The organism is Dyadobacter alkalitolerans DSM 23607 (assembly GCF_000428845.1).
Taxonomy (GTDB): Bacteria; Bacteroidota; Bacteroidia; order Cytophagales; family Spirosomataceae; genus Dyadobacter; species Dyadobacter alkalitolerans.
The window spans coordinates 214,073-238,387 of the sequence record NZ_AUAS01000007.1; the positions used below are offsets into that span (position 1 = coordinate 214,073).

23 protein-coding genes and 3 tRNA genes are annotated in these 24,315 nt (G+C 45.3%); 19 read left to right on the top strand and 7 right to left on the bottom strand.

Translation table 11 applies throughout. The annotated features are described in order from the left end of the window. Window positions 1-25: 25 nt before the first annotated feature. From G395_RS0115945 to G395_RS0115955, 3 genes are all read right to left on the bottom strand, one after another. Complete coding sequence (locus tag G395_RS0115945; protein ID WP_026630973.1) at window positions 26-1,123, bottom strand: efflux RND transporter periplasmic adaptor subunit; 1,098 nt, start codon at window positions 1,121-1,123, stop codon at window positions 26-28. A gap of 142 nt (window positions 1,124-1,265) precedes the next feature. Continuing rightward, a complete protein-coding gene (locus G395_RS29535; protein ID WP_035361465.1) occupies window positions 1,266-2,513 on the bottom strand; it encodes a chorismate-binding protein in 1,248 nt (415 codons plus the stop codon). A 45-nt stretch (window positions 2,514-2,558) separates the two neighbouring features. Next, window positions 2,559-2,984, bottom strand: coding sequence for a hotdog fold thioesterase (locus tag G395_RS0115955; protein ID WP_026630974.1), 426 nt, complete (start codon window positions 2,982-2,984; stop codon window positions 2,559-2,561). Window positions 2,985-3,069: 85 nt separating this feature from the next. Between G395_RS0115955 and G395_RS0115960 the strand changes: the two genes are divergently transcribed. From G395_RS0115960 to G395_RS0115975, 4 genes are all read left to right on the top strand, one after another. Beyond that, the gene (locus G395_RS0115960; RefSeq protein WP_026630975.1) at window positions 3,070-3,714 is read left to right on the top strand and encodes a histidine phosphatase family protein; all 645 of its coding nucleotides are present in this window, start codon (window positions 3,070-3,072) and stop codon (window positions 3,712-3,714) included. A gap of 104 nt (window positions 3,715-3,818) precedes the next feature. Further along, on the top strand, window positions 3,819-4,886 hold the full coding sequence (locus G395_RS0115965) for a sensor histidine kinase (protein WP_026630976.1): 1,068 nt from the start codon (window positions 3,819-3,821) through the stop codon (window positions 4,884-4,886). A gap of 47 nt (window positions 4,887-4,933) precedes the next feature. Further along, window positions 4,934-5,668: a LytR/AlgR family response regulator transcription factor gene (locus tag G395_RS0115970; protein ID WP_026630977.1), complete on the top strand. Its 735-nt coding sequence runs from the start codon at window positions 4,934-4,936 to the stop codon at window positions 5,666-5,668. 27 nt (window positions 5,669-5,695) lie between these two features. Then, window positions 5,696-6,511 carry a PdaC/RsiV family protein gene (locus G395_RS0115975; protein ID WP_051350195.1) on the top strand — a complete coding sequence of 272 codons (816 nt, stop codon included), beginning with the start codon at window positions 5,696-5,698 and terminating at the stop codon, window positions 6,509-6,511. Here G395_RS0115975 and radC read toward each other — a convergent pair whose 3' ends face one another. From radC to G395_RS0115995, 4 genes are all read right to left on the bottom strand, one after another. Beyond that, window positions 6,512-7,216, bottom strand: a complete 705-nt coding sequence (gene radC / locus G395_RS0115980; RefSeq protein ID WP_026630979.1) for a RadC family protein — start codon at window positions 7,214-7,216, stop codon at window positions 6,512-6,514. A 58-nt stretch (window positions 7,217-7,274) separates the two neighbouring features. Next, window positions 7,275-8,810, bottom strand: coding sequence for a tetratricopeptide repeat protein (locus tag G395_RS0115985; RefSeq protein WP_084439656.1), 1,536 nt, complete (start codon window positions 8,808-8,810; stop codon window positions 7,275-7,277). Between the two features lie 63 nt (window positions 8,811-8,873). Further along, on the bottom strand, window positions 8,874-9,620 hold the full coding sequence (locus G395_RS0115990; protein WP_026630981.1) for a zinc ribbon domain-containing protein: 747 nt from the start codon (window positions 9,618-9,620) through the stop codon (window positions 8,874-8,876). Between the two features lie 102 nt (window positions 9,621-9,722). After that, complete coding sequence (locus G395_RS0115995) at window positions 9,723-10,823, bottom strand: Nif3-like dinuclear metal center hexameric protein (RefSeq protein ID WP_026630982.1); 1,101 nt, start codon at window positions 10,821-10,823, stop codon at window positions 9,723-9,725. A gap of 304 nt (window positions 10,824-11,127) precedes the next feature. Here G395_RS0115995 and G395_RS0116000 point away from each other — a divergent pair. The 15 genes from G395_RS0116000 to G395_RS0116070 all read left to right on the top strand — a co-directional run bounded on the left by G395_RS0116000 (window position 11,128) and on the right by G395_RS0116070 (window position 24,311). Next, a tRNA-Asp gene (locus G395_RS0116000) sits at window positions 11,128-11,204 on the top strand. A 55-nt stretch (window positions 11,205-11,259) separates the two neighbouring features. Continuing rightward, window positions 11,260-11,333: transfer RNA gene (locus G395_RS0116005), tRNA-Asp, on the top strand. A 175-nt stretch (window positions 11,334-11,508) separates the two neighbouring features. Beyond that, entirely contained in the window at window positions 11,509-11,832 is a 324-nt protein-coding gene (locus G395_RS0116010) for a type II toxin-antitoxin system RelE/ParE family toxin (protein WP_026630983.1), read from the top strand. A gap of 8 nt (window positions 11,833-11,840) precedes the next feature. After that, a complete protein-coding gene (locus tag G395_RS0116015; protein WP_026630984.1) occupies window positions 11,841-12,140 on the top strand; it encodes a helix-turn-helix domain-containing protein in 300 nt (99 codons plus the stop codon). Window positions 12,141-12,185: 45 nt separating this feature from the next. Continuing rightward, window positions 12,186-12,548, top strand: coding sequence for an iron chaperone (locus G395_RS0116020; protein WP_026630985.1), 363 nt, complete (start codon window positions 12,186-12,188; stop codon window positions 12,546-12,548). A gap of 263 nt (window positions 12,549-12,811) precedes the next feature. Then, entirely contained in the window at window positions 12,812-15,631 is a 2,820-nt protein-coding gene (locus tag G395_RS0116025) for a PVC-type heme-binding CxxCH protein (protein ID WP_051350212.1), read from the top strand. A 452-nt stretch (window positions 15,632-16,083) separates the two neighbouring features. Then, window positions 16,084-16,554: an Lrp/AsnC ligand binding domain-containing protein gene (locus G395_RS0116030; RefSeq protein WP_026630987.1), complete on the top strand. Its 471-nt coding sequence runs from the start codon at window positions 16,084-16,086 to the stop codon at window positions 16,552-16,554. Between the two features lie 97 nt (window positions 16,555-16,651). Then, entirely contained in the window at window positions 16,652-17,005 is a 354-nt protein-coding gene (locus G395_RS0116035; RefSeq protein ID WP_026630988.1) for a PadR family transcriptional regulator, read from the top strand. Between the two features lie 38 nt (window positions 17,006-17,043). Next, the gene (locus G395_RS0116040) at window positions 17,044-18,066 is read left to right on the top strand and encodes an energy transducer TonB (RefSeq protein ID WP_051350196.1); all 1,023 of its coding nucleotides are present in this window, start codon (window positions 17,044-17,046) and stop codon (window positions 18,064-18,066) included. Window positions 18,067-18,177: 111 nt separating this feature from the next. Next, window positions 18,178-18,705, top strand: coding sequence for a 3'-5' exonuclease (locus tag G395_RS0116045; protein ID WP_026630990.1), 528 nt, complete (start codon window positions 18,178-18,180; stop codon window positions 18,703-18,705). 70 nt (window positions 18,706-18,775) lie between these two features. After that, on the top strand, window positions 18,776-18,952 hold the full coding sequence (locus G395_RS32420) for a hypothetical protein (protein WP_169720042.1): 177 nt from the start codon (window positions 18,776-18,778) through the stop codon (window positions 18,950-18,952). Window positions 18,953-19,070: 118 nt separating this feature from the next. Then, window positions 19,071-19,144 (top strand) — tRNA-Ala (locus G395_RS0116055). Between the two features lie 223 nt (window positions 19,145-19,367). Continuing rightward, window positions 19,368-20,897 carry a SulP family inorganic anion transporter gene (locus G395_RS0116060; protein ID WP_026630991.1) on the top strand — a complete coding sequence of 510 codons (1,530 nt, stop codon included), beginning with the start codon at window positions 19,368-19,370 and terminating at the stop codon, window positions 20,895-20,897. 211 nt (window positions 20,898-21,108) lie between these two features. Then, window positions 21,109-23,910 carry a PAS domain S-box protein gene (locus G395_RS31170; protein WP_051350197.1) on the top strand — a complete coding sequence of 934 codons (2,802 nt, stop codon included), beginning with the start codon at window positions 21,109-21,111 and terminating at the stop codon, window positions 23,908-23,910. Next, window positions 23,907-24,311, top strand: a complete 405-nt coding sequence (locus G395_RS0116070) for a response regulator (RefSeq protein WP_026630992.1) — start codon at window positions 23,907-23,909, stop codon at window positions 24,309-24,311. The genes G395_RS31170 and G395_RS0116070 overlap by 4 nt, the downstream gene beginning before the upstream one ends. The last annotated feature ends 4 nt before the right edge of the window (window positions 24,312-24,315 follow it).

Genomic DNA, 24,315 nt, shown 5'->3' on the forward strand with positions numbered 1-24,315 from the left:
GGAAATAGTTGTTCTACCGCCGTAATTACTTCACAGCATTCAAGCTTTTTACGCTTCTCACTTTCACTGGGGCATCAGGACGGGCAAATAACACGCCCGAAACAACTACGGTATCCCCAACGCTCAGGCCACTGGTCACTTCAACTACTTCTTCACGTCTGTCACCAGTCTGGATTTCTACAAAAACCGCTTTGCCGCCCTTCACGGTGACCGCCTTTTTACCCATCGCTTCCGGGATAATGCAGTTGGTTGGGATCAGGATACTGGATTTATTCGTACTCGCATTCAAATATACTTTCGCGAACGAACCCGGGCTTGTAGAGCCGGAATTCAGCACAGCTCTTACGGTAATATTCCTGGTTGACTGATTAACCTGCGGTTCCAGGGCGATAATCCGTGCGCTTTCTCTTTTTCCGGAATTCTGGTCCAGAAGCACTTCTACATTGGCACCTTTCCTTACATATTTTTGGTAGGTTTCGGGAATTGTAAAATCAATCCGCAGGTTGGCCAGCTGCTGCATGGTAGCAAGGACATTCGTTGGTGTTACAAATGATCCTTCACTTACTTTTCTTAAACCTATAACACCCGTAAATGGCGCACGAACAATGGTTTTGTCGATCAAAGCCTGCGTGTAAGCCATATCCGCCTTAAATGTACTGACTTGATTCACAGCCAGATCGTAATCGGCCTGGTTGATGCCGTTTACGGCCACAAGCTGTTTTAATCGCTTTTCAGTAGTTTCTGCAAGTTCGAGCTGCACTTTTGTACGGTTCAGCTGCGCCTGTAAATCTGCATTATTAATCCTGGCGATCACCGTTCCTTTGGAAACTGTTTGTCCCTCAGGAACATTGAGATATGTGAGCAGTCCGCTTACTTCCGGTCTTAGCTCGGCAAATTCATTAGCAACAATTGTTCCGTTAACTTCGACCTTATCGCTTACTTTTTCAGTTTTGGCAATGATGACGTCAACGATCGTAGGTCCGCCGCCACCCTTCGCCTGAAAAGTGTCCTTTTTTTCTTTGCATGAAAATGTGAAGAGAAGCGTACCCGAGAGGATTACAGAGGAGAGGGTTTTATTCAGATTCGGTATTTTCGAAAATACAGACTTTGTGTTTGGATTCATAAAATAATAATTCCAGAGCTTTGGTTTAGGGGGCGTTGTTGTGAATAATATCGAAATTCGGGTCTTTCCCAAAATTATATATTAATCTAAAACCTATTGGACTTTTTTCTACTATAAAAGTTTAATAGCAGAAAATATATTTTTAGAATTCCTGAGCAATTACTTTCAGAAGTGTATCACATTTCATCTCCGTTTCTTCCCATTCGCGCTCAGGAATGGAATCTTCGGTGATTCCGGCACCCGCAAAAAGTGTTGCTGTTCCGTCTTTAAACCTCACTGTCCGCAGGTTTACAAAAAGATTTGTATCGCCGCCCACTTGTGCCGGCCCGATAAAGCCACTGTAAAATGAGCGATTATAGCCTTCGATCTCGGTAAGGAATTGCAGGCTGGGAAGTTTCGGTACGCCGCAAACCGCAGAGGTCGGATGCAGGAGTTTAAGCATGACAGACGCGAGCTCAGGAAAGTTCAGCGTAGTGGTATCCACTTCAAAATCAGTCCTTAAATGATATAAATTACCAGCCAGAACTGTTTTAGGGCCGGTTTCCGTGTATTCCCGGAGGCGGATTTTTTTGAAACATTCTACAATATAACGGCTGACCAGCGCATGTTCCTCAATCTCCTTCTCGCCCCAGCGAATATCAAACTTCGGAATAAGCTCACCAGCCTCATTTCGCGCGTTTTGCGTTCCCGCGAGGGACATTGTCCTGAAAGTGCCATTCGAATCCTGGCGTACCAATGCCTCCGGGCTCGCCCCAAGCCATAACTCGTTCTGATGGGGCAGGTTAACCAGTGAAACAAATGCATGCGGATATACTTTTGCCAGCTTGCTGAATGCTTTGGCGGGCTGAAAGTTTTCGGAATAGGCTAAGTCCTTTGTCCGGGATAAAACTACTTTTTTAAACTGCCCTTGCCGGATGGCAGATACGGCCAGCTCAACGGTCCTTTTGAAACGGTCGCGGGCATTCAGATCCGGTAATTCGTTGATGGCAATAGCATTGTGATAGGCATGCGGATTCGCATCTTTGGCAATTTCAGTGGCCAGTGTTACCAGCTTTATCACATCCGGATGTTCCTCGCTGACGTTATTTTCAATGTCTTTTATATTAATATCGTCAGAAAAAGTCAGAATAATGTCGCCTTCCAGAAACAGCACTTCCTGATCCGTTTCCCAATGAAAGTTGCTTACGACGAAGCCGGGTGAGAGTTTTTCAAGCTCAGGCTGACATTTTCGGATTCCGTCCCGAACCGAAATCAGCAGCTGAATTTCATTCCTGTGCGGTAATCTCCATAATGCCGACGGAAATCCCAATTGCCTGGATGCTGTCCAAAGCTCCTCAACCTGTAATCCCTCAAATATGGAAAGTCGTGTGTCGGTTTGTACTGAAAGCATTTAGTCTTTAATCTAATCGTTAGGTTATTTTCCTGCAAAATAATGTCAGCGGTCTGCATTCACAATAGCAACCGTCAGGCGGCTGATGCATACCAACTTTCTTTCTTCATTGGTGATTTGAATGTCCCAAATGTGCGTCGTCCTGCCCAGGTGGATCGGCCGCACTGTTCCATACACGAAACCCGCCCTGGCAGACCGGATATGGTTTGCATTGATCTCCAGACCCACCGCATGTTGTTTTTCAGGGTCGGGCAGACAAAGAAATGATGCAATGCTGCCCAATGTCTCTGCCAGAACAACAGATGCACCGCCATGTAAAATTCCAAATGGCTGATGCGTACGCTTGTCCACTGGCATTCTTGCAGTTATATAATCATTCCCTATCTCTGTGAACTCAATTCCAAGATGGTTGGAAATTGTATTCTGACTAAAAGAATGAAGTGCATCTAACGTAATGGATCTGGTGAACATATCTAAAAATTGTATAAATTTGTATCTGCTGTAAAGGTTAAAAACAAGGTATTTGCAAAATTAATATTTAAATAATCCTATTATTTTGAAAAGAAAGTCTATCTACCTCATTCGTCACGGTGAAACAGATTTTAACCGCAGGGGAGTGGTTCAGGGAAGCGGTGTTGATTCCTTGCTGAATGAATGGGGCGAAGCCCAGGCTGCCGCGTTTTTTAATGCTTATCAACATGTTCCTTTTGACAAAATTTACACCTCTGATTTAAAACGAACACATCAAACTGTACGTGGGTTCATCAGGCTAGGTATCCCCCATGAAAGTTACGCAGGGCTGAACGAGATCTCCTGGGGAAACCGCGAAGGCCGTGAACCGAACACGGGTGATAACAACTATTACCGTGAGTTGGTTACCGCCTGGAAAAACGGTCAAGTTGATCTTGCGGCGGAGGAAGGAGAAAGTCCTTTGCAGGTGCGCGAGCGCCAGATCCCGGTGATCGATACCATTCTATCCCGCCCGCACGAAAGAAATATCCTGATTGCCATGCACGGCCGCGCCATGCGGGTGCTGCTGACCACGCTTTTTAATCAGCCTCTTGTTAATATGGATGACTACGAGCATAGTAACCTGTGTTTGTATAAAATCAACTATTCCTACGACACAGGTAAGTTTGAGCTGGAAGTGGCAAACAACATTACCCACCTGTTGTCCCTCGAAATACCTCAAACTTTGTAAAAACCGTTTGTGTACATTCGTTTCCTTTGGTGTATTTATGAACTGATGTGCAGTTCACACGGATACATTTGCCAAAGTTCAAACAGCACAACAGAAAAACCTTTATGTCCAAAAAACGTACTTATTGGACGTTACAAATTCTCGGCTGGACTTTACTGATCATGTTCGAGTATGTGCCTTATGCGCTCGAATTTGGTTTTGAGGCTGGCGTATTTTACACGGCATTAGCAAATATTCTTCTTGGCATTTGTCTCACACATGTTTACAGGCTTGTAATCCAAAAGTGGAACTGGTCCTCATTGCCGCTTCCCAGGCTTGCATTACGCGTAATCGGTTCAGTTTTATTGTTGGGGTTGATTATGACGCTGGTCAATCAGCCGATGGACCGGAAAGTGCTTGAACAGAATTTACTGAATCAGCCGCTCGTTTTCTGGGGTTACTATGCCAATTGGTGCAAAAACCTTCTTGCCTGGATCCTGTCTTACACGGTTTATCATTATATAGAACAAACCAGGCTTGCCGGATATGAGAAGATCATGCTGAAAATGTCGATGCGGGAAGCAGAGGCGAAGGTTTTACGTTCACAGCTAAACCCGCACTTCACATTCAACGCATTGAACAGCATTCGGGCACTGGTGTATGAAGATCCTAAAAAAGCACAGCTCAGTATTACGCAGTTATCTAATATATTGCGAAATTCATTACTTGCCGACAGACGCAAAACGGTTGATTTACAAGAAGAGCTGAGAACTGTTGAAGATTATCTGGAACTTGAAAAGGTCCGCTATGAAGATCGTTTACGTTACTCCATAGCAACAGATCCGCAGGCTATTTACTGGCAAGTTCCGCCCATGATGCTGCAAACTTTGGTTGAAAACGGCATTAAACATGGCGTTTCGAAGGAAATGGGTGGCGGATTTATCGATGTAAAATCGGAAATTGCAAACGAGCTGCTGATTATTACTATTCTCAACTCGGGAAATCTAGGTAACACGGATTCGGGAGGCGTTGGTTTAAAGAACACGGCCGAGCGGCTGTCTATTTTATATGGTAAGGGCGCAGCCTTCCGCATTTTTCAGGAGAAACAAGACGTGGTTTGCTCCGAAGTAAGGATTCCTATGTTGTCGGAAGGCGTGATGATGGTGGGTGAGGAGACAGGGAAACGCAACTGACAGCTTACATCAATTATAAACTTCATTTAATTCCTAACTGACCTGTTATGAGGACTCTTATTGTCGACGACGAACGCCTTGCAAGAAACGAATTGAAAAGATTGCTGGAACCTTATACCAAGATTGACATTGTAGGCGAAGCGGCCAATGCGGAAGAGGCTTTGGTGATGATTGAAGAATTACAGCCGGAACTGTTGTTCCTTGACATTCAGATGCCGGGCAAAAATGGTTTCGAATTGCTTTCATCCATTGAAGGGAAAACCCCGGAAGTGATCTTTACAACGGCTTATGACGAATATGCAATCAAAGCATTTGAGTTCAATGCATTGGATTATTTGTTAAAACCAATTGATTCGGAGCGTTTAAAAGATACGATCCATCGCATTGAAGAAAATCAGGCGCAGCCGGAGGCACCTGCCCAGGCGCATGAACGTGCAGAAAAAGTGCTTGGCGAAAATGATCAGGTGTTTGTTAAAGACGGGGAGAAATGCTGGTTTGTGAAATTAGGCAAGATCCGCCTTTTTGAATCCATGGGCAATTACGTTCGCCTGCATTTTGATGATCAAAAACCTCTGGTCTTGAAATCGCTGAACAATCTGGAAGAGCGGCTGGAACCCAACACTTACTTTCGCGCCAATCGCAAGCACATTATAAACCTGCACTGGATCGAAAAAATAGAACCCTGGTTTAGCGGCGGACTGCTTGTTACGCTGCAAGGCGGCGACAAAATCGAGATCTCGCGCCGTCAGGCCATACGGTTTAAGGAGCTGATGAGTTTATAATTGCTTTTTTCATTTATCAACAACATAATGCGTTTCATTAACATTGGTGTTTTCCTGTTGGCTGTGTCGTTTTTTACAGCCTGCAATCGTTCCGCCGAGCGGGAAAATGCGGAAGACGGTCAGCAGAAATTCGTAGGCAGCAAAATAAGCTCACAGTTTGGAGGTTGTGATACGGTTGATAACAAAGGCATTTCCATCAAACTCAATTTATGGGAGCCATCCGATTCCAGCGAGGCTGCAAAGGCAATCCGGACGACATTAACACAGAAATCTCTTCAAAGAATCAACTCTTATGGAGATTCGGCCAGCATTGCAGCAAACCCGGAAGCAGGAAAAAGCATTAAAAGCGCCTTTGAAGTTTTTGAGAAAAATTACAACGACTTCAAAAAAAACTTCCCCGATGCTCCCGGTTGCTGGGAAGTGGAGCTGAAAGGTGACACCGTTTTTTCGACATCGAAAGTGCTGTTTTACCAGCTCGATCATTACGCTTTCACAGGAGGCGCTCATCCCAATACCTTTCGTTCCTATCATGCTTTTGATACAAAAACAGGAGCTGAAATTGAGATGAAAGACTTCATTTCCGATTCAACCCAACTGCTGAGTCTGGTTGACAAAGCATTTAGAAAGACGGAAAAGTTAAGCGAGGAAACCGATCTGGAAGAGGCCGGTTATTTTCTGCTTAATCATAAGTTCGTGCTGCCTGTTGCCTATGTTTTCACGCCAGCTGGTATTTTGTTTTATTACAATCCATACGAAATTGCCGCATATGCACGCGGGGCCATTCATTTTACAATTCCTTATGCCGAGCTGAATGGGGTGATTGACCGCGATAAGGTTTTCTGATCACATTTCACCCGCATCCATAAAGCTGTAATAGCCATTATCAGTAAAGATCATATGATCCAGAACGGGCATGTCGAGCAATCGGCCTGCCTCTTTTATTTGTGATGTAAGTGCGGTGTCAGCTTTGCTCGGCACAAGCTGGCCCGACGGATGATTATGAACCAAAATGACCGAGCTGGCCAGGTTGTCTACTGCCAGCTTGAAAATTACTTTAACGTCCACGGAGGTGCTCGAAACGCCGCCAACACTGATTTGAACGCACCGCGTCACCTGGTTCGCCCGGTTTAGAAGGATTATCCAGAATTCTTCATTTGGCTTGTCCAACAAATACTGCTTCATTTCCTCATACACACATTTCGAGCTCGTGATTTTCCGTTTTTGCTTGCCTATGAGGTCATTTCGCCTGCGGCCGAGTTCCAGCGCCGCCAGCACTGTGATCGCCTTCGCTTCGCCAATCCCGGGATGCTTTTTTAAATCATTGACCGTAACTTTTGCAAGTTCGTTAATGTTATCGCCGCAAGTTTGCATGATGATTTTTGCGAGGTCCACAGCGGACATGCTAGGTGTTCCGGATCCGATAAGGATGGCGATCAGTTCTGCATCGGATAGCGCTGTCCTGCCTTTGTGCACGAATTTTTCACGCGGGCGGTCTTCCTCAGACCAGCTTAAAATTTTCAGAGGGTTTTTGAATCCGTTTTTTGACATAAAGGAAATAGATGACTTTTCCTTTTAGACGTGGCTACGGGAGAATGGTCACAAAGAATTATTGGCCTAGCGTAGTGAGCGCGGCGCGGGCCTTATTGTCAATGCTGTTTTTGTATTCGTGTTTCTTGAATGCCATTGCTTTCTTGAAGTGAGCAATTGCGTTGGGCTTGTCGTTTTTTTCTAAGAAAATATAGCCCAGCTGCAGCGCAGAGGCTGCTCCAAAGCCAGCGGCCTCCTGTTGTGCAATGGTAAGCGCCCTGTTGTAATACGGAATTGCAGATGCAGCCTGACCCGATTTTTGAAGAATCCTTCCTTTCCTGTAATTAAATTCCGCTTTCTCTTCGGTCGATATGAATGATTTTTCGGTAACTGTTTCTATGAGCGCTGAGGCAGTTTTCAGATAGCCTCCATCCGTTGCGTATCGCGCTTTGTAGAGGACTTTCTGGCGTGGACTTATTGTTCCGGACAGGAATTCTGCCGCAATCCGTTCCGCAAGTTGATCGGCTTCGATGATTGCACTGCCGGCTGCTTTTACTTTTTTGATATAAACATTCGCTTGCTGGTCCTCATCATTAAGCCAATGCGACATGAACAGTTTAAGATGACCGTCTTTAATGTAGTTGAAGCCGTTATACCGCTTCAAAAACAATGTATAATGCTCGCTGGCTTGCTTATAGTTGCCCTTTTGAAGGTTGATTTCACCTTTTAGATATTCCAAAAAAGGGAAGGAAATGTAGGGATCTCCGGAAGGAGCGTCGGCAAGGAACTGTGTTGCTTCATCGGTCTTACCCTCCTTCATCAGGACAGTTGTTGCAAAGAAATGGATTAGCAGGTTATCCGGCTGCTGCTTGGGCCACTGTCGCAGGCGCGTTTGCTGAGCAGGGGAGAGTTGCAATGTGTAGGCGTGCAATAGTAAGTCAATCAGCTCCGCTTCCTGTTTGAAAAAAGGCACCTCTTTCTCAACAATGCGCAACTCGCTGATCCCATTTTGTATGTTGCCTTTTAAGCCCAGAATTTTGGCTACCCATCCATAGTTTTCAGGAATAGAGCCGATCAGGACATGCAGAAGCCCTAGGGATTTTAATGTTGGTAAAAAGTCTGGGAAGCGCTTTTTGTTTTCTTCCAAGAGCTTATAAGCCTTAATGATTTCCCATGACCCGCTGACTTCATTTCCAAATTTAAGTTTGGCAAATGCCCAATGCAGGCGGATCTCGGCTTGCAGAAAACGTTTGTAAGGAGAATTATCCGGCAGATTTCCAATGGCCTGCAAACGGGGATTTTCCAGCTGAGATAATTCCCTATAAGCCTTTTTGTCTTCGGAAATCAGTAAATAATGCAAGTCAGCATAATTGTCCAGATAAGGAATAAATGGGTTGGTTTTTTCCGTGCTTCGTTCCGCATTGATCAATGCCCGGGCAGATGGTAAACGCAGTTTTTGAATGTCAAAATAAGCCTTTTGAAGCTTTGGCGTAAAGATAACGTCATACTGTAAGTCTTCGGCTTGTACGGAAATAGCGCATGCCAGCAGCAAAGCCAGCACTGCTTGCCCCAGGAATGCAGTTACGGAAATATGCCGGTTACTTTTCCAATTCATCTTTTAAGCACATAAAAAAAGGTTGTCCGGGTAAGACAACCTCTTAATCTTTTATATGGAATGTTATCTGCGCTGATGAACAGGCTCAACACTTTCAACGTCTGCAAGGATACGTCCGCAATGTTCGCAAACAATCAGTTTTTTGCGTTCACGGATATCAGCCTGGCGTTGTGGGGGAACGATGCTGAAACATCCTCCGCAAGCACCGCGTGACACATGCACGACGGCCAGACCATTCATTGAGTTATCACGGATTTTCTGGTAAGATTTCAGTAAGCGATCTTCAATTTTCTTGACGTGCTTTTCTCTTTCCGCAGTCAGCCCTTTTTCCTCCGCTTCGCTTTCACTTGTAATCACATTCAACTCGCCTTTTTTCGCTTTTAGATCTTCGTTTCTTTCGTTTAAAACGGACTCCGCACGATTTGCGTCATCTTCGATCAGGCGGATACGGGCTTTGGCTTCGTTGATTTTCTTATCAGCCAATTGCATATCAAGCTCTTGCAATTCAATTTCTTTGGTGATCGCATCATACTCACGGTTGTTGCGAACATTCATTTGCTGATCCTTGTATTTTTTGATCAGTTTTTCACCTTCTTTCTGAGCGTTCTTGAAATTATCGATCTCAGAGTTCAGGTTGGCGATTTCACTTCTAAACTTGCCTAAACGTGTTTCAAAGCCAATGATTTCATCTTCCAGATCCCGGACTTCCTCAGGAAGATCACCACGCGTTTTTAGTATTTCGTCAAGGCTTGAATCAATTTCCTGCAATTTCAGGAGAGCGTCTAATTTTTGTGCGATTGTGTTTTCCATGTATGTCTTTAATGGACTTGTTTCAATGCGTAATAAGTGAAGGTAGTCAGCCGTATATTTTACAACAGGAAATCAGATATATAAGTTGATGAAATCACTTTCTTAAACAAAATATCGTACCGGATTGGTATTGACTTCTGACAAACAGAGTGCAAAATTAGGGAATTTTCCCGATAAATAGTTATACAGTAAATTTTTCGTAAACACTTCGCTCTCGTAATGTCCGACATCGCAGATCATAATGCTGTTTTCTGCATCGAAAAATTCGTGGTACTTGTAGTCGGCGGTTACAAAGATATCTGCACCGGCCCCAATTGCATTAGGTAACAGAAAGCTCCCGGCCCCTCCGCAAACAGCAATACGCTGGACCGCATTTTTCACCGGTCTGGTATGCTTGATCACATGCAAATTCATTTTCTCTTTCAGTAAACGCAAAAATGCTTCCGTTTCGATCGGCTCCGGCAGCTCTCCAATAGCACCTGCGCCCACCTCCTGGTTTTCGTTTTCCAGCGAGGAGAGATAGTAGGCCACTTCCTCATAAGGATGCGCGTGTCGCAGTGCGCGCAGGATCGCGGATTCCAGGTGGGAAGGGAAAATGAGCTCAGCCCTATGTTCCCTCACTTCCTCCTGCTCGCCATTTTTACCAATGACCGGATTAGCCGCAGCATTCGGCCTGAATGTTCCCGTTCCTTCTGTTTTGAAACTGCAATTGGAGTAATTGCCAATGTTCCCGGCGCCCGCATCGTGAAGCGCATCAAGAATGGATTGCGTGTTTTCGACTGGCGAGAAAAATGTCAGTTTCGACAAAATCTGCCTTTTCGGAGAGAGAACACGGATATTTTCGAGTCCGAGCAAGTTTGCAATTTGCCAGTTTACGCCGTTGGTAACGTGGTCGAGGTTGGTGTGGATTGCATAAATGGCAATATCGTTTTTGATGGCTTTCAGCACAGTCCGTTCTACATAATTTTTGCCGTTCAGTTTTTTCAGTCCTTTAAAAACAATGGGATGATGCGCTATAATCAGGTTGCAATTCCGGACGATTGCCTCGGCAACCACTTCCTCAGTCACATCCAGCGTCAGCAATACGCCGGAGACCTCAACCTGGCCCGATCCTACGATTAATCCGGCATTATCATAACTTTCCTGATAGGCCAGTGGAGCAAGTTGTTCGAGAACCTGAGTGATTTCTTTTATAAATGTCATTTTTGTGTGGGATACAACTGTTTCACTTTCAGATTCTTCATTAATCTGACACTAATATTTTGCAAATAAATAACTAAATTGGCGTCGTAAGTATTGCAATGGAAAATAATAATACTAGTTTTGCACCACGTTTTACAGGAAAGTGCTGTAAAAGTATTCTGGTTTGGTAGTTCAGTTGGTTAGAATACATGCCCGGCCTACGTTAGGTGGCACGCATGGGGTGGGCCGCACAGGCTCGCGGACTTCCGCAGCCCGGTTCGAGTCCCGTCCGGAGCACTAGATTTTTGAAAGTTTGTAATATTCTGGTTTGGTAGTTCAGTTGGTTAGAATACATGCCTGTCACGCATGGGGTCGCGGGTTCGAGTCCCGTCCAGACCGCCAGAGGAGTTAAAGTGTTCTCCGTAAGGATGGCAAAAAGTGAAGTTCTTTATTTAATGGTTTGGTAGTTCAGTTGGTTAGAATACATGCCTGTCACGCATGGGGTCGCGGGTTCGAGTCCCGTCCAGACCGCAGAAAGCTCAGAGAAATCTGGGCTTTTTTCGTTTTTAAGCGTTTCAATTTTCATATTGCGAATGCACGACTCCGCATTAACTAACTCCGAAAAATAAATTGGCCACTCAGTATCACGAAAAAGTTGCCGCCGCAAATAATAATGTGCACTTTGGGGCAACTTTTTGTATATTCGATGAAGAAACCACACAGACACCGCACTATTATATTTTATGAGGACCATTTTCAGACGTTTTTCTCCCGGCAGCGTGAGAAAGTCAGAGAAAAGATCATCTGGACTTTGAGCCTGCTGGAAGAGCTTCCCCGAATTCCAGAAACGTATCTGGAGCACATTGCAGAAACGGAAGGACTTTATGAAATCCGGGTGCAGTATGGGAGCGATATCTTTCGCATTTTTTGCTTTTTTGACGAAGGAAAACTGGTTGTGCTCGCCAATGGTTTTCAGAAGAAGACCCAGAAGACGCCAAAGAAAGAAATAGCATTAGCGCTCAGAAATTAAATCAGATTATGAAAACGAAAAAAGTAACAACATTAGATCAATTTAAGGATCAGCATTATGGCTTGGTGGGAAGCGCAGAAAGAGATGCGCTGGAAGCCGGATATGAGCATTTTAAGATTGGAGCCATGCTTCACGATGCGCGATTGCAGAAGGGGCTGACGCAGGAGGAATTGGCGACTAAGGTCGGAACGACAAGGTCTTATATTTCTAAAATCGAAAATGATATTAAAGAAGTCAGGATCTCAACGCTACAAAGAATTGTTGAACTAGGTTTGGGTGGGCATTTGGAATTATCTATTAAATTGTAATAAGTTTAAACGCAAAGCACTTATGCTTCCTAACTAATGCCCGACATGCAGTCCTCAAAACCAAAAACCATCGATGAATACATTGCTAACTTCCCTACCGGGGTGCAGGATGCTTTGCGGCAGATTCGGGGGGTGGTGCGCGAGGCTGCTCCGGAGGCGGAGGAGACGATTGCTTATGATATGCCTACATTTAACTTGAATGGGACTTATTTGATTTATTTTGCGGCGTGGAAAAAGCATATTGCGTTGTATCCTGTTTCTGCGGCATTAGCGGAATCATTGAAAGCGGATCTTGAAGGTTATAAAGGCACGAAAGGTTCGGTACATTTCCCGATTGATAAACCGATGCCGTTAGAACTCATTGCTAAAATTGTCGCCTGGCGATTGGAAGAAAACAGCAAGTCCTGACACTTTTAGCGCTCCTCTATTGACGGCTTATCCTAATAAGTATAACATTGCCGTCACGTCCTTTTTTAAAAACTCCTCTATTCGCGTTCCGATTATCGCAAAGTTTAATGTGGTGTAAATTCACTGCACTGAGCCATATCTATTGCTTTTTCTAATTTTAAATGGATTATTTTTAGCTCTATATTTCAATTCCTATGTCCACACTTACAAAATCATTGTTGCTATCATTTATTATTGGCTTGACGGCATTGCAAACACCGCTCATGGCGCAAAAGCCGAAAGCTTCACCAGCCAAGGCTGGTGAAACCAAAGCGGATACCGGGAAATATGATCGGGAATATGCATTAGAGGCGACCATGCTGGGCTACTTCGCTCCGGATGGTGCGCGAAACCCGACATTGAAGGCTAATAAGGGTGATAAGGTGCGCATTAGAATCACCAATGGTGAACTGATGACGCATGACATATCGCTGGAAAAGCTGGGAATTAAAAGCAAGGTGATCCTAGAAAAAGGATCCAGTACGAGCATCAACTTCGTGGCGAAGGAAAGTGACACTTATTTCTGTTCCGTGCCAGGGCACCGCGCGGCGGGAATGGTGGGGAATTTCGAAGTGGTAGAAGGAAATGTGAACGGGATGACGGTTGCCGGACAGTTGCCTTTGAAGGACGGCCAGCCGCTGAATCTGAATTTTGAAACGGGCACATTGAAAGACTGGATGGCAAAGGGCGACGCTTTTACGAATCCGTTACTCAGCGAGGACCCCTCGCCGGTGCATGAAAAAGATATGAAAATCGGTTTTGACGGCAAATATTTCCTGAGCAGCGGCGGCAATAAGAATTACAAAGCGACAGGAACCTTAACCTCAGCGCCATTTAAAGTAACACAACCTTTTGCGGCATTTAAAGTTTCGGGCGGCGCATTGCTGGATACACGCGTGGAGCTGGTACTGGCCGGGGCAGACAGCATTATTTATCACATCACCGGACAAGGGCGCGCCACTTTACAGCCTGCAGTTGTTGATCTGCAAAAATACTTAGACAAAGAGATCTTCATCAGAATCATTGATAATGAAACGGGTATCTCGCAAATCCCTTACATCGCAGACGATAAATGGGCGCATATTAATTTTGATGAATTCCTATTCTACCCAAGCCGTCCCGAATTCCCTAATGAGCTCAAACAGAAAGATATTATTATCCTCCCGCCCCTGGATCCGGTCCTGAATGCAGGACTTTCGGGCGAAAAAGCGGCTGCTGCCATGACGCCGCCGAAAGGTTTCAAAGTCACATTGGCCGCATCTGAGCCGGAAGTGGTGAAGCCCATTGCTTTTACAATCGATGCAAAAGGCCGGTTATGGGTGGCGGAAGGGCATACTTATCCCGTTCGTGCGCCGGAAGGGCAGGGTAGGGACCGCATTTTAATCCTGGAAGACACGAATGGTGATGGCACATTGGATAGTAAAAAAGTTTTTGCGGAAAACCTCAATTTAATTAGTGGGATAGAAGTGGGCATGGGCGGCGTTTGGCTGGGCTCGGCTCCTAATATGCTCTTTATTCCAATTGACCCTAAAACGGACAAACCGGCTGGCCCCGAGCAAATTTTGCTGGACGGTTGGGGCCTGGACGATACGCACGAAGTTTTGAACAGCTTCCGATGGGGACCTGACGGCTGGCTTTACGGGACGCACGGGGTTTTTACGAATTCGGTGGTTGGCAAGCCGGGAACACCAGCGGCAGACAGGGCAAAAATCAATGGCGGTGTATGGCGTTACCATCCCACATTGCAGAAATTCGAGGTTTTTGCAGAAGGTTCGAGCAATCCATGGGGCATTGATTTTAATGATTTCGGGCATCCGTTTATTACGGTGTGCGTGATCCCGCATATGTATCACGTCATCCAAGGCGCGCGTTACCAGCGTCAGGCGGGCAAGCACTTTAATCCATATACTTACGACGATATCAAGACCATCGGCGACCACGTCCACTGGCTGGGTGAACGCGGTCCGCATGCGGGCAATTTCCGTTCGGCTGCTGCTGGCGGCGGGCACGCGCATGCCGGGGCGATGATTTATCTTGGAAATAGCTGGCCGAAGGAATATCGCAATGAGATTTTTATGAACAACATCAATGGATCCCGCCTGAATGTGGACCATTTTGAGAAAAAAGGGTCAGGTTATGTAGCGCAGCACCGGCCGGATTTTCTGGCAATGAACGATTCCTGGTCGCAATGGCTGAATTTCAAATATGATGCAAGTGGCTCGGTTTGGGCGATTGACTGGTACGACAAAAACCAATGTCACAGTCCAAACCCGGATGTGCATGACAAAACGATGGGTAGAATTTTCAAAATCACGCATGAAAACGACAAATGGGTGAAAGTGGACCTGACGAAGGCATCGGATATGGAATTGGTTAATTATCAGCTTAATGATAACGATTACTACGTAAGACAGGCGCGCACACTTTTGCAGGAACGGGGTCCCAATAAGAAAGTGCACAAAGCATTAAAGGAGATGTTAGCCAAGAACCCGGACGTAACCCGCAAGCTGCGTGCATTGTGGACGCTGCATGTGACCAAAGGTCTTGAAGACAAAGATCTCATAGAGTTGCTGGGCAACGAAAACGAATACATCAGAAGCTGGTCTGTGCAGTTGCTTACAGAAGACAAACAAGTCTCGCCCGAAACATTAAAGAAATTCACAGAAATGGCCCAGAATGACCAATCTGCCATGGTAAGGCTTTATCTGGCGTCAGGAATGCTCCGGCTTGATCCCGCTCAACGGTGGGATGTGGTGGATGCATTGATGCAGAAAGAAGAGGATAAAGATGACCATAACCTGCCGCTCATGGTCTGGTATGCTGCTGAACCGCTGGCGGCAATGGATATGAAAAGGGCACTGCAAATGGCTGAGAAGGCGAAACTGCCTAAAATTCTGCCGTATACCATCCAACGCGTAGCTGCCATCGGGACAGACGATTCGAAAAAGGTTTTGAAGGAACTGAATGACAAGTTAGGAAAAGTGCATTCGCATGAAAATCATGAGAGCCAAATGCTGATTGGTAAGGTGCTTGATGAGAAATAGATGTAAAAAAAACACGCAGGTTTCAAAATGAACCCGCGTGTCAAATTACACTTCATCAACAAACTAAAAACCAAATAAAACTAATACGAAAAAATTCGCTTGTCAAGTTTTTTTTGCTGTAGGAGGGGGATTCGAACCACCCACGGTGCGGTTAGCTACGGTACAAATACTGTTGGTGGTCCACCCCAGTCGACTTGCGTCGGCATTATGCCGCGTTTATCCCTTATTCACCACCCCCGAGACAGGAGGGCATGGCTGCCAATTTCATCACCCTACAATGTGACATTTCTCATTGCAAGAAGCATTTATTAAACATGCCTCATACTTTGGTTCTGCAAAACTAAAACTTCTAGACTAAAATATAAAATATTTTCATTTAAAATTGTTAAAATTTACAATTGTTTCATAATTTGGATAGGATTATTATGAAAAATTCAAACATTGAATGTTAAATGCAGAAATATTCAGATATAGACAGCACGGATTTGCGCATACTTTCTCTGCTTATTGAAAACGCGGCACTGCCCTATACGGAAATTGGAAAAAGGGTATTTGTATCGGGCGGTACCGTACACGTTCGCATGAAAAAGCTCGAACAGATGGGTATTGTAAAGGGCTCACAGCTCGTCATCGACCCTGCCAAACTGGGTTGGGACATCAGTGCATTTTTAGGAATTTACCTGGATAAGAGCTCGCTCTACGAACAAGTGGCGACCGAGCTCGAAGGCATTCCGGAGGTTGTGAACATTCATTATACGACAGGCATTTACAGTATATTCTTAAAGATCGTATGCCGTGATACAGGGCACTTGCGTGAAATCCTCCACGACAAGATCCAAAAGGTAAACGGCATCCAGCGAACAGAAACCTTTATTTCCCTCGAAGAGCGCATCAACCGCTCCATTCCGCTGGCCGAGAGTTAAAATTTGAGATAATCATTTGCAGAGCAAAATAAATCTGATAATTTTGTATTGTATATATAAAAAACTTATATATATTTGTTCAGAAACAAAATCACTCATGGAGAATAACGCAACGAGTAACGAGTACGTACGCGGTACATTGAAAACCATAGTTTTGAACCTATTGGCTGAGCATGACCGAATGTACGGATATGAGATAACCCAGGAGGTAAAAGAAAGAACAGGCGGCGCTATCGCATTAACATTCGGCGCATTATATCCTGTTTTACATAAATTGGAACAAGAAGGAATGCTGATCACGGAGTCGGTCGAGGTGGATGGACGTTTGAGAAAATATTATTCACTGACAACCCCTGGAAATGAGGCTGCCCGTAATAAAACCAATGACCTTGAACGTTTTATAGATGCTGTGAGATTATTACTGGCCCCGAAAAGTTTGGCAACTGAGTAAAACCTTGTTACATGGCTCATATCTAAACAGATAATCCGATGAAACGCCTTCAGGAAAATCGCATTGATTTGATTAATAAATATTTGCAATCAAGCAAGCTGGATCCGGAACTCCTACCGGAGATCCTCGATCATTTGGCTTGTGAAGCAGAAGAGCGTCTTTGGGATGGGAAACCGTTTGAGCAGATCTATCATAATATGATGGAAACGGCTGATCGGCAATCACTCCTGAACCTGAGTGTTGATCATCAAAATCTGTTAGCCATGAAAAAATCATTAAATGACGTCGTTTTCGAAGGCCGCAACAAACTTTACGGAGCTTATGATTTAAGAAAAAGTTACGGGCAAACCATCCAGCGCTCCGTGCTGATGGGCGTGACGCTTTTCCTGCTGCTGGTCATGTTTCCCAACCTTTACGCGCGTCTCGTGCCGGAGTCGAAGCCGGATGACATTGCGTATATTGTGGAAGCGAACCCGATCGACATTACCCCGGAAATGCTTCCCAAACCACCACTTAAAGAGGAAGTAGCGCCAATGCCTAAAACGGTTCGTTCGCTGCCGCCGGTTGTTTTGCCGGATGAACAGGTAACGGTCGAAAATCTGCCACCAGCCATTGAAGAGCTGGCAAATGCCCAACCGGCAGAAAAAACGCTGGATGGCACCGAGGAGATAACATTAATTGTCCCTCCGGCACCAGAGGTTGCTTCATCAAAGCCAGCAACTGCCGGATTAGAAACAAGGAAAGAAGAAATATTCAGGAGCGTTGAACAAGCGCCTCAATATAAAGGTGGACTGGCGGAAATGGGTGCTTTCCTCCAAAAAAACCTGAGATACCCGGCTCCCGCAACGCAAGCTGGCATTCAGGGAAAGGTATTTGTTGAATTCACCGTTGCATCTGATGGAAAAGTTGAAAATGTAACTGCAATCAAAGGAATTGGGTTTGGCTGTGATGAAGAGGCAGTACGCGTTGTGAAGCTGATGAAAAATTGGGCCCCCGGCAAGCAAGCCGGAGTGCCTGTGAAGGTTCGCTTTACATTGCCTATCAGTTTCCAGCTCAATTAATGATTGCACACGGCATTGCGTAAATGCCTCCTTGTTATTGAAAAAATCCTCGCTTTGCCGGGGATTTTTTTGTTTTTTTGTAGTCAAATCAAAAGGGAAGGCAGCAGGTTAATGTACGCGATAGTAGATATTGAAACAACAGGTGGGGGAGGAGCAGCACGCATTACCGAAATCGCCGTTTTCCGGCACGACGGCCAGCAGATCGTCGATATATTCCATTCACTGATCAATCCCGAGATTTATATCCCGCCATTTATCACCCGCCTTACCGGGATAGATAACGAGATGGTGAAAGATTCGCCTACATTTTATGATGTGCAAGATTCCGTTCGCGCATTAACCAAGGATGCCTGGTTTGTTGCCCACAATGCAAAGTTCGATTATGGCTTTATCAAACGCGAGTTTGGTGCATTGGATGAATATTTCCAGCGCGATTTACTGTGCACCGTTCAGTTGAGCAGGAAAATATTTCCGGGACTGAAGTCTTACAGTTTGGGAAATCTGTGCGAAAGTCTGGACATCAACATTGAAAATCGCCACCGTGCTCACGGCGATGCAGCTGCAACCGTCCAACTATTTGAAAAACTGTTGTTTAACGACCGGAACAGTTTGATCCCTATGGATTTTATGCTTAAATAAGTGCAACAGGACGGTCTGGAATGATTCTTTAGGTAAATGATGGAAAGTACTAACCTAAAGTTACCGTCACATGAAAGCATACATCAACTTCCTCATCGTTTTGCTATTAACCGTAACACTTACAAGCTGTGAAGTTGTTGGCGGCATTTTTAAAGGTGGTGTCTGGACGGGTGTTATTCTCGTGGTTGCTGTAATTGCAATCGTAATTTGGGCATTGTCAAAAGCATTCGGAGGTGGTAGGAGGTAATTTCTCACTTCGTAATGGCCTTTTCGCTAAAAGATAAAGTTTGCTACAAGCTTGCTTATAAGCTTTCTCCGTTTCATCTTTGCACTCCCTTCAACGGAGGGGAATACATATTTGAAATGGGGGATTAGCTCAGTTGGCTAGAGCGCTTGCATGGCATGCAAGAGGTCGTCGGTTCGAATCCGATATTCTCCACATTCACATTCAGCCACTTACAATTAGATTGTAGGTGGCTTTTTTATTTTCAAACAGGTTAGGGTTTTTTGCTTCTCATCACGATTTATGATGATCTTCCTCATACTTTTGCTGTTTTTACACTAAGCGGACAACGCTGTTCGCGGAAAGTTGTCAGGTGGTCAGGGCTGCAGTGATGGGCTGGCTCAGCTCCTGAAAACAGAATGATATAATAAATCCAAAAATGAAAAGCTTCTTCAATCTGTTCGATTTCAAGCAGAAAGTAAATTATAAAAATGAAATTTTAGCCGGACTGACCGTCGCAATGACGATGATGCCGGAATCGCTTTCTTTTGCTATTCTGGCCGGTTTTTCACCTTTGGTCGGGCTTTATGCAGCATTCATTATGGGCTTGGTCACTTCCATTTTCGGCGGGCGGCCGGGCTTAATTTCGGGCGGAGCAGGAGCCACAGTGATCGTATTGATCGCGCTTATGCAATCGCACGGGGTAGAGTACGTGTTTGCAGCCGTGGCGCTGGCCGGCGTTTTTCAGATCCTGGTTGGCATATTCAAGTTCGGGAAGTTTGTGCGGTTGGTGCCGCAGCCGGTCATGTATGGCTTTGTGAATGGTTTGGCAGTGGTCATTTTTATGTCGCAGCTGGAACAGTTCAAAACGGTTGTAAACGGTAAAACTACCTGGTTAGCAGGTGCGCCGTTGCTGGTTATCGCTGGTTTGGTGGCGCTTACGATCGGCATTATTATCATTTTTCCAAAACTTACAAAGGCAGTTCCGCCTTCACTGGTCGCGATCATTATCGTATCCCTCGTTGTCCTGGGATTGGGAATTGAAACCAAAACAGTGCGCGACATTGCGTCCGTAAGCGGCGGGTTTCCTCCCTTTCACATTCCGGACATCCCGCTCAATTTCTCCACATTACAGATTATTTTTCCCTATGCGCTGGTCATGGGTGCGGTGGGGCTTACCGAAGGACTTCTCACATTGAATCTGGTGGACGAAATAACCGGAACGCGGGGCGATGGAAACAGGGAATGCATTGCACAGGGAAGTGCAAACATTTTAAATGGTTTTTTTACCGGAATGGGTGGATGCCCCATGATCGCGCAAACGCTCGTTAACCTTTCGGCAGGCGCAAGGGCCAGATTATCAGGCATTATCGCTTCGCTGACCATTCTGATGATCATTCTTTTCGGTGCGCCAGTCATTGAGCTCGTTCCCATGGCCGCGCTTACGGGGGTAATGTTCATGGTCGCCATCGGGACTTTTGAATGGGTCAGTTTCAGGATTATTAATAAAATGCCCAAGCAGGATGTTTTTGTAGGGATACTGGTTGCGGCGATCACGATTTACCTGCATAATCTCGCCCTAGCTGTCCTCATTGGCGTCATTATTTCGGCATTGGTATTTGCCTGGGAGAGTGCCAAACGGATCCGCGCGCAAAAAATGACCGATGAAAATGGCGTCAAACATTATAAAATCTACGGTCCGCTGTTTTTCGGATCGGTAACCGCATTTTCCGAGAAGTTCGACATTGCTACTGATCCTGAAAAAGTAATTATAGACTTTTCAGAAAGCCGTGTCGCCGATATGTCCGGCATTGAAGCGCTTAATAAGATCACTGAAAAGTATCAGAAAGCAGGCAAAAAAGTCCACCTCACGCATTTGAGCCCTGATTGCCGCAGGTTATTGGCCAATGCACAGGACGTGATCGAGGTAAATATCGTCGACGATCCCAATTACCACGTAGCGCTCTGAGCGGCGGAAGCCATATAGTATTCCCCAATTTTTCAACTACAATCCTCGCCAAAAAAGAGGAAGAAGTGCTCACGCCACTACTTCATTCGTATATTTAATACAAAAGAATTCGACATTAAATTAGCTTCACTCTTCGTTTAACATTTGCATATTGAAATAATATTTTCAAAATCAAGCCCCGGCGTGTTGCACACATCCTAATGGATTTAAAATGGAGAGTAGTCTGAAAATAGTTTATCTGGAAGATTCACAGGATCAAGCGGCCATTGTAACAAAAGCCTTACATAAAGCGCAACTGCTTCCAGAGATCACAATAGCTGGCACGAGAGAACAATTCATTACTGCTATCATGGAATCTGCTCCCGACATCATTCTTTCCGAATACAATTTACCCGGCATTAAATGCTCCGAGGCGCTTGAAATCCTGCGGTCACTTGACCTTACGATTCCCTTCATTGTCATTTCCGATGCGATCTCCGATACAATGGCGGAAGAAATGTTGCTGACCGGGGTAGACGACTATATAATCAAAAACGAAGCTGGGCGTTTGTCATTTGCAGTGCATAAAACCCTTGAAAAATACCAGGTTAAGCGGGAGCAACAGGCGTTGCTGCAACAATTGACAAATAGTGAAAGGCGTTTTCGCACCCTTGTTGAAAATAGCAGCGATGCGGTGGTGATACTCGATAGCGAAGCGCGTCCGACTTATGCATCGCATGCGGTAAAAAACGTCCTGGGATATACGGCTGAGGAAGTTATGGCTATGGACATTTTCTCCAAGGCGCACCCCGACGACCTTTCCGGGTTATCGGATACCATGATGAAAGTATTTGCCAATCCCGGAACGGCCATACCGGGGCACACCGGCCGAATGCTTCATAAGGATGGCACATGGCGCTGGATAGAAGCAACGGTAATCAACCTCCTGGACGAGCCGGCGGTGAACGGGATCGTTGACAATTTCAGGGATATTACAAAACAAAAGGTCGGTGAAGAGAAAATATTGCATCTGAACAGGCTGTACGCTTTCCTGAGCCAGGTTAACCACACGGTTGTACATGCGGCGGACGCGCAAACGGTCCTGAAAGAAGTTTGCAGGATTGCGTGTGAAACCGGGAGATTTCAGGGAGCCTGGGTAGGGATGTTTGTCCACGACACTGAAAAAATCAATGTTGTTGAACAGCATGCCGTGCCGGAAGAATTTATGGCTGGCTTTGCAAATGTAGCTGACGGGCAGACCATGTTGCGTTCGTTCCTCGGATCACAGCCTTATTATATCACCAATAACACACAGGAAAAATTTCTTTCCGATTCCTGGAAAGCGCTGGCAGCTTTGGCTGGATACCAGTCTTGTTTGGTTTTGCCCATCAAAAGATCGGGTGAGATCGTGGCGACGTTTAACCTTTACGCTTCCAAAACGGATATATTCACCGAGGCGGAAATTACTTTGTTGGAGGAAGCAGCCATGGAAATCTCTTACTCCCTGGATTTCTTCGAAAAAGAAAGACTGAAACTGATCGCTGACGAACAACTCAAACACAAAGAAAGACGTTTGCGGCAGGCCCAGGCCATAGCGCATTTGGGCAGCTGGGAAACGGACCTGGCAACCAATACCAGTGTATGGTCGGATGAAGCATGCCGGATTTACGGCCTGGAAGATCAGGACAACATTCAATCCACAGCGTCGTGGCTGTCATTTGTGTATCCCGAGGACCTGGAATATGTGATAAAAAGCAATCAGCTCGTATTGGATTCCATGCAGCCCGCCGACTATCATCACCGTATCATCAGAAAAGACGGGCAGGTCAGGCATTTGCACGTGCGGGCGCAGATCGAGCTGAACAGCCTGGGAGAACCAGCTATATTATATGGTGTTTTACATGATGTTACTGAGCAAAAACAAGCCGATGAAGAAGTAATTAAGGCACTTGAAGAAAGAAAAGTGATCCTTGAAAGCATAGGGGACGGGTTTTATGCATTGGATAAAAACTGGATCGTCAACTATTGGAACAAAGAGGCCGAGATCCTGTTGCATCTCCCGAAAGAGAAAATACTGGGTCGGAGCTTGTGGGATGTTTTTCCGCACGTCGTCCTGACAGATGTTTATCAGGCATATCATAAAGCAGTCGAACTCAATTCGATCCAGCATTTCGAGTTTTATTATGAAATGGACAATACCTGGTTCGAGATTACAGCTTATCCTTCCCTTAACGGCCTATCGGCGTATTTCCGGGACATCACCGAGCGGAAAGAGTCTGAATCAAGGCTCCGGGAGCTTAATGAGAGTTTACGGAATTACGCGAGCGAGCTTTCCGAATCCAACAAAGGTCTTGACCAGTTTGCTTACATCGTATCACATAACCTGCGTGCGCCCGTAGCAAATATTATCGGCCTGGGCGAGCTGATCAGTCAGGATGCTTATCCGCAACAGGTGAAAGACGAGTTCCTGGAAGGCATATTATTAAATGTGAAAAGACTGGATGATGTCATTTCGGATTTGAATACAATCTTGCGTATCAAACGTGAGGTAAGTGAAAACAAAGAATCGGTGAATTTGCAGCATTTGGTCGATAACATAAGGTCGAGCCTTCAAAATATCATTGATAGAGAGCAGGTCAGCATTCAAACAGACTTCCACGCCGTGGATGAGTTCTTTACGCTTAAAACTTACCTGTACAGCATCTTTTACAATTTGATTATCAATAGCATAAAGTATCGCCGGCCGGATCTGTCGCCTGTTATTTACATTAGCAGCAGCCTTGACGACGGCCTGGTAAACATTAGCATACGCGATAATGGGATGGGAATTGATCTCGGCCGAAAAGGCGCTCAGATATTTGGTTTATATAAACGCTTCCATCAGCACGTTGAAGGCAAAGGCCTGGGGCTGTTTATGGTCAAAACGCAGGTCGAAATGCTCGGTGGAAAGATTCATGTGAATAGTACTGTAAATGAAGGCACTGAATTCAAGATTGAATTTCAATCTGATCTGTATCAAAACCCGGTTTTATGAAGTTACCTCCCCAATTTATTGTGGTCGACGATGATCCGATCAACAATATGGTCTGCAAATATGTGATCGCGAGTGTTGCGCCCGCAGCCAGCATACAGCTATTTACCAGTCCGGAAGAAGCGCTCACGTCCCTCAAAGAAGCATTCGGGGATGCGACACCTTGTGGGGAAATGGTGCTCTTTCTTGACATTAATATGCCCACAATGAGTGGGTGGGAATTTCTGGATGAGGTGGCTTTATTTCCCAGTCAAATGCGCTCACAACTTGCAATATATTTGCTTTCGTCCTCCATCGACCCGGAGGATATCAGGAGTGCCGAAGAACATCCGCTTGTGCAGGGCTATTATTCCAAGCCGCTCAGTAAGGAAGTGTTCGGGAAGATTTATTCAAAGAATAAGTAAAAGG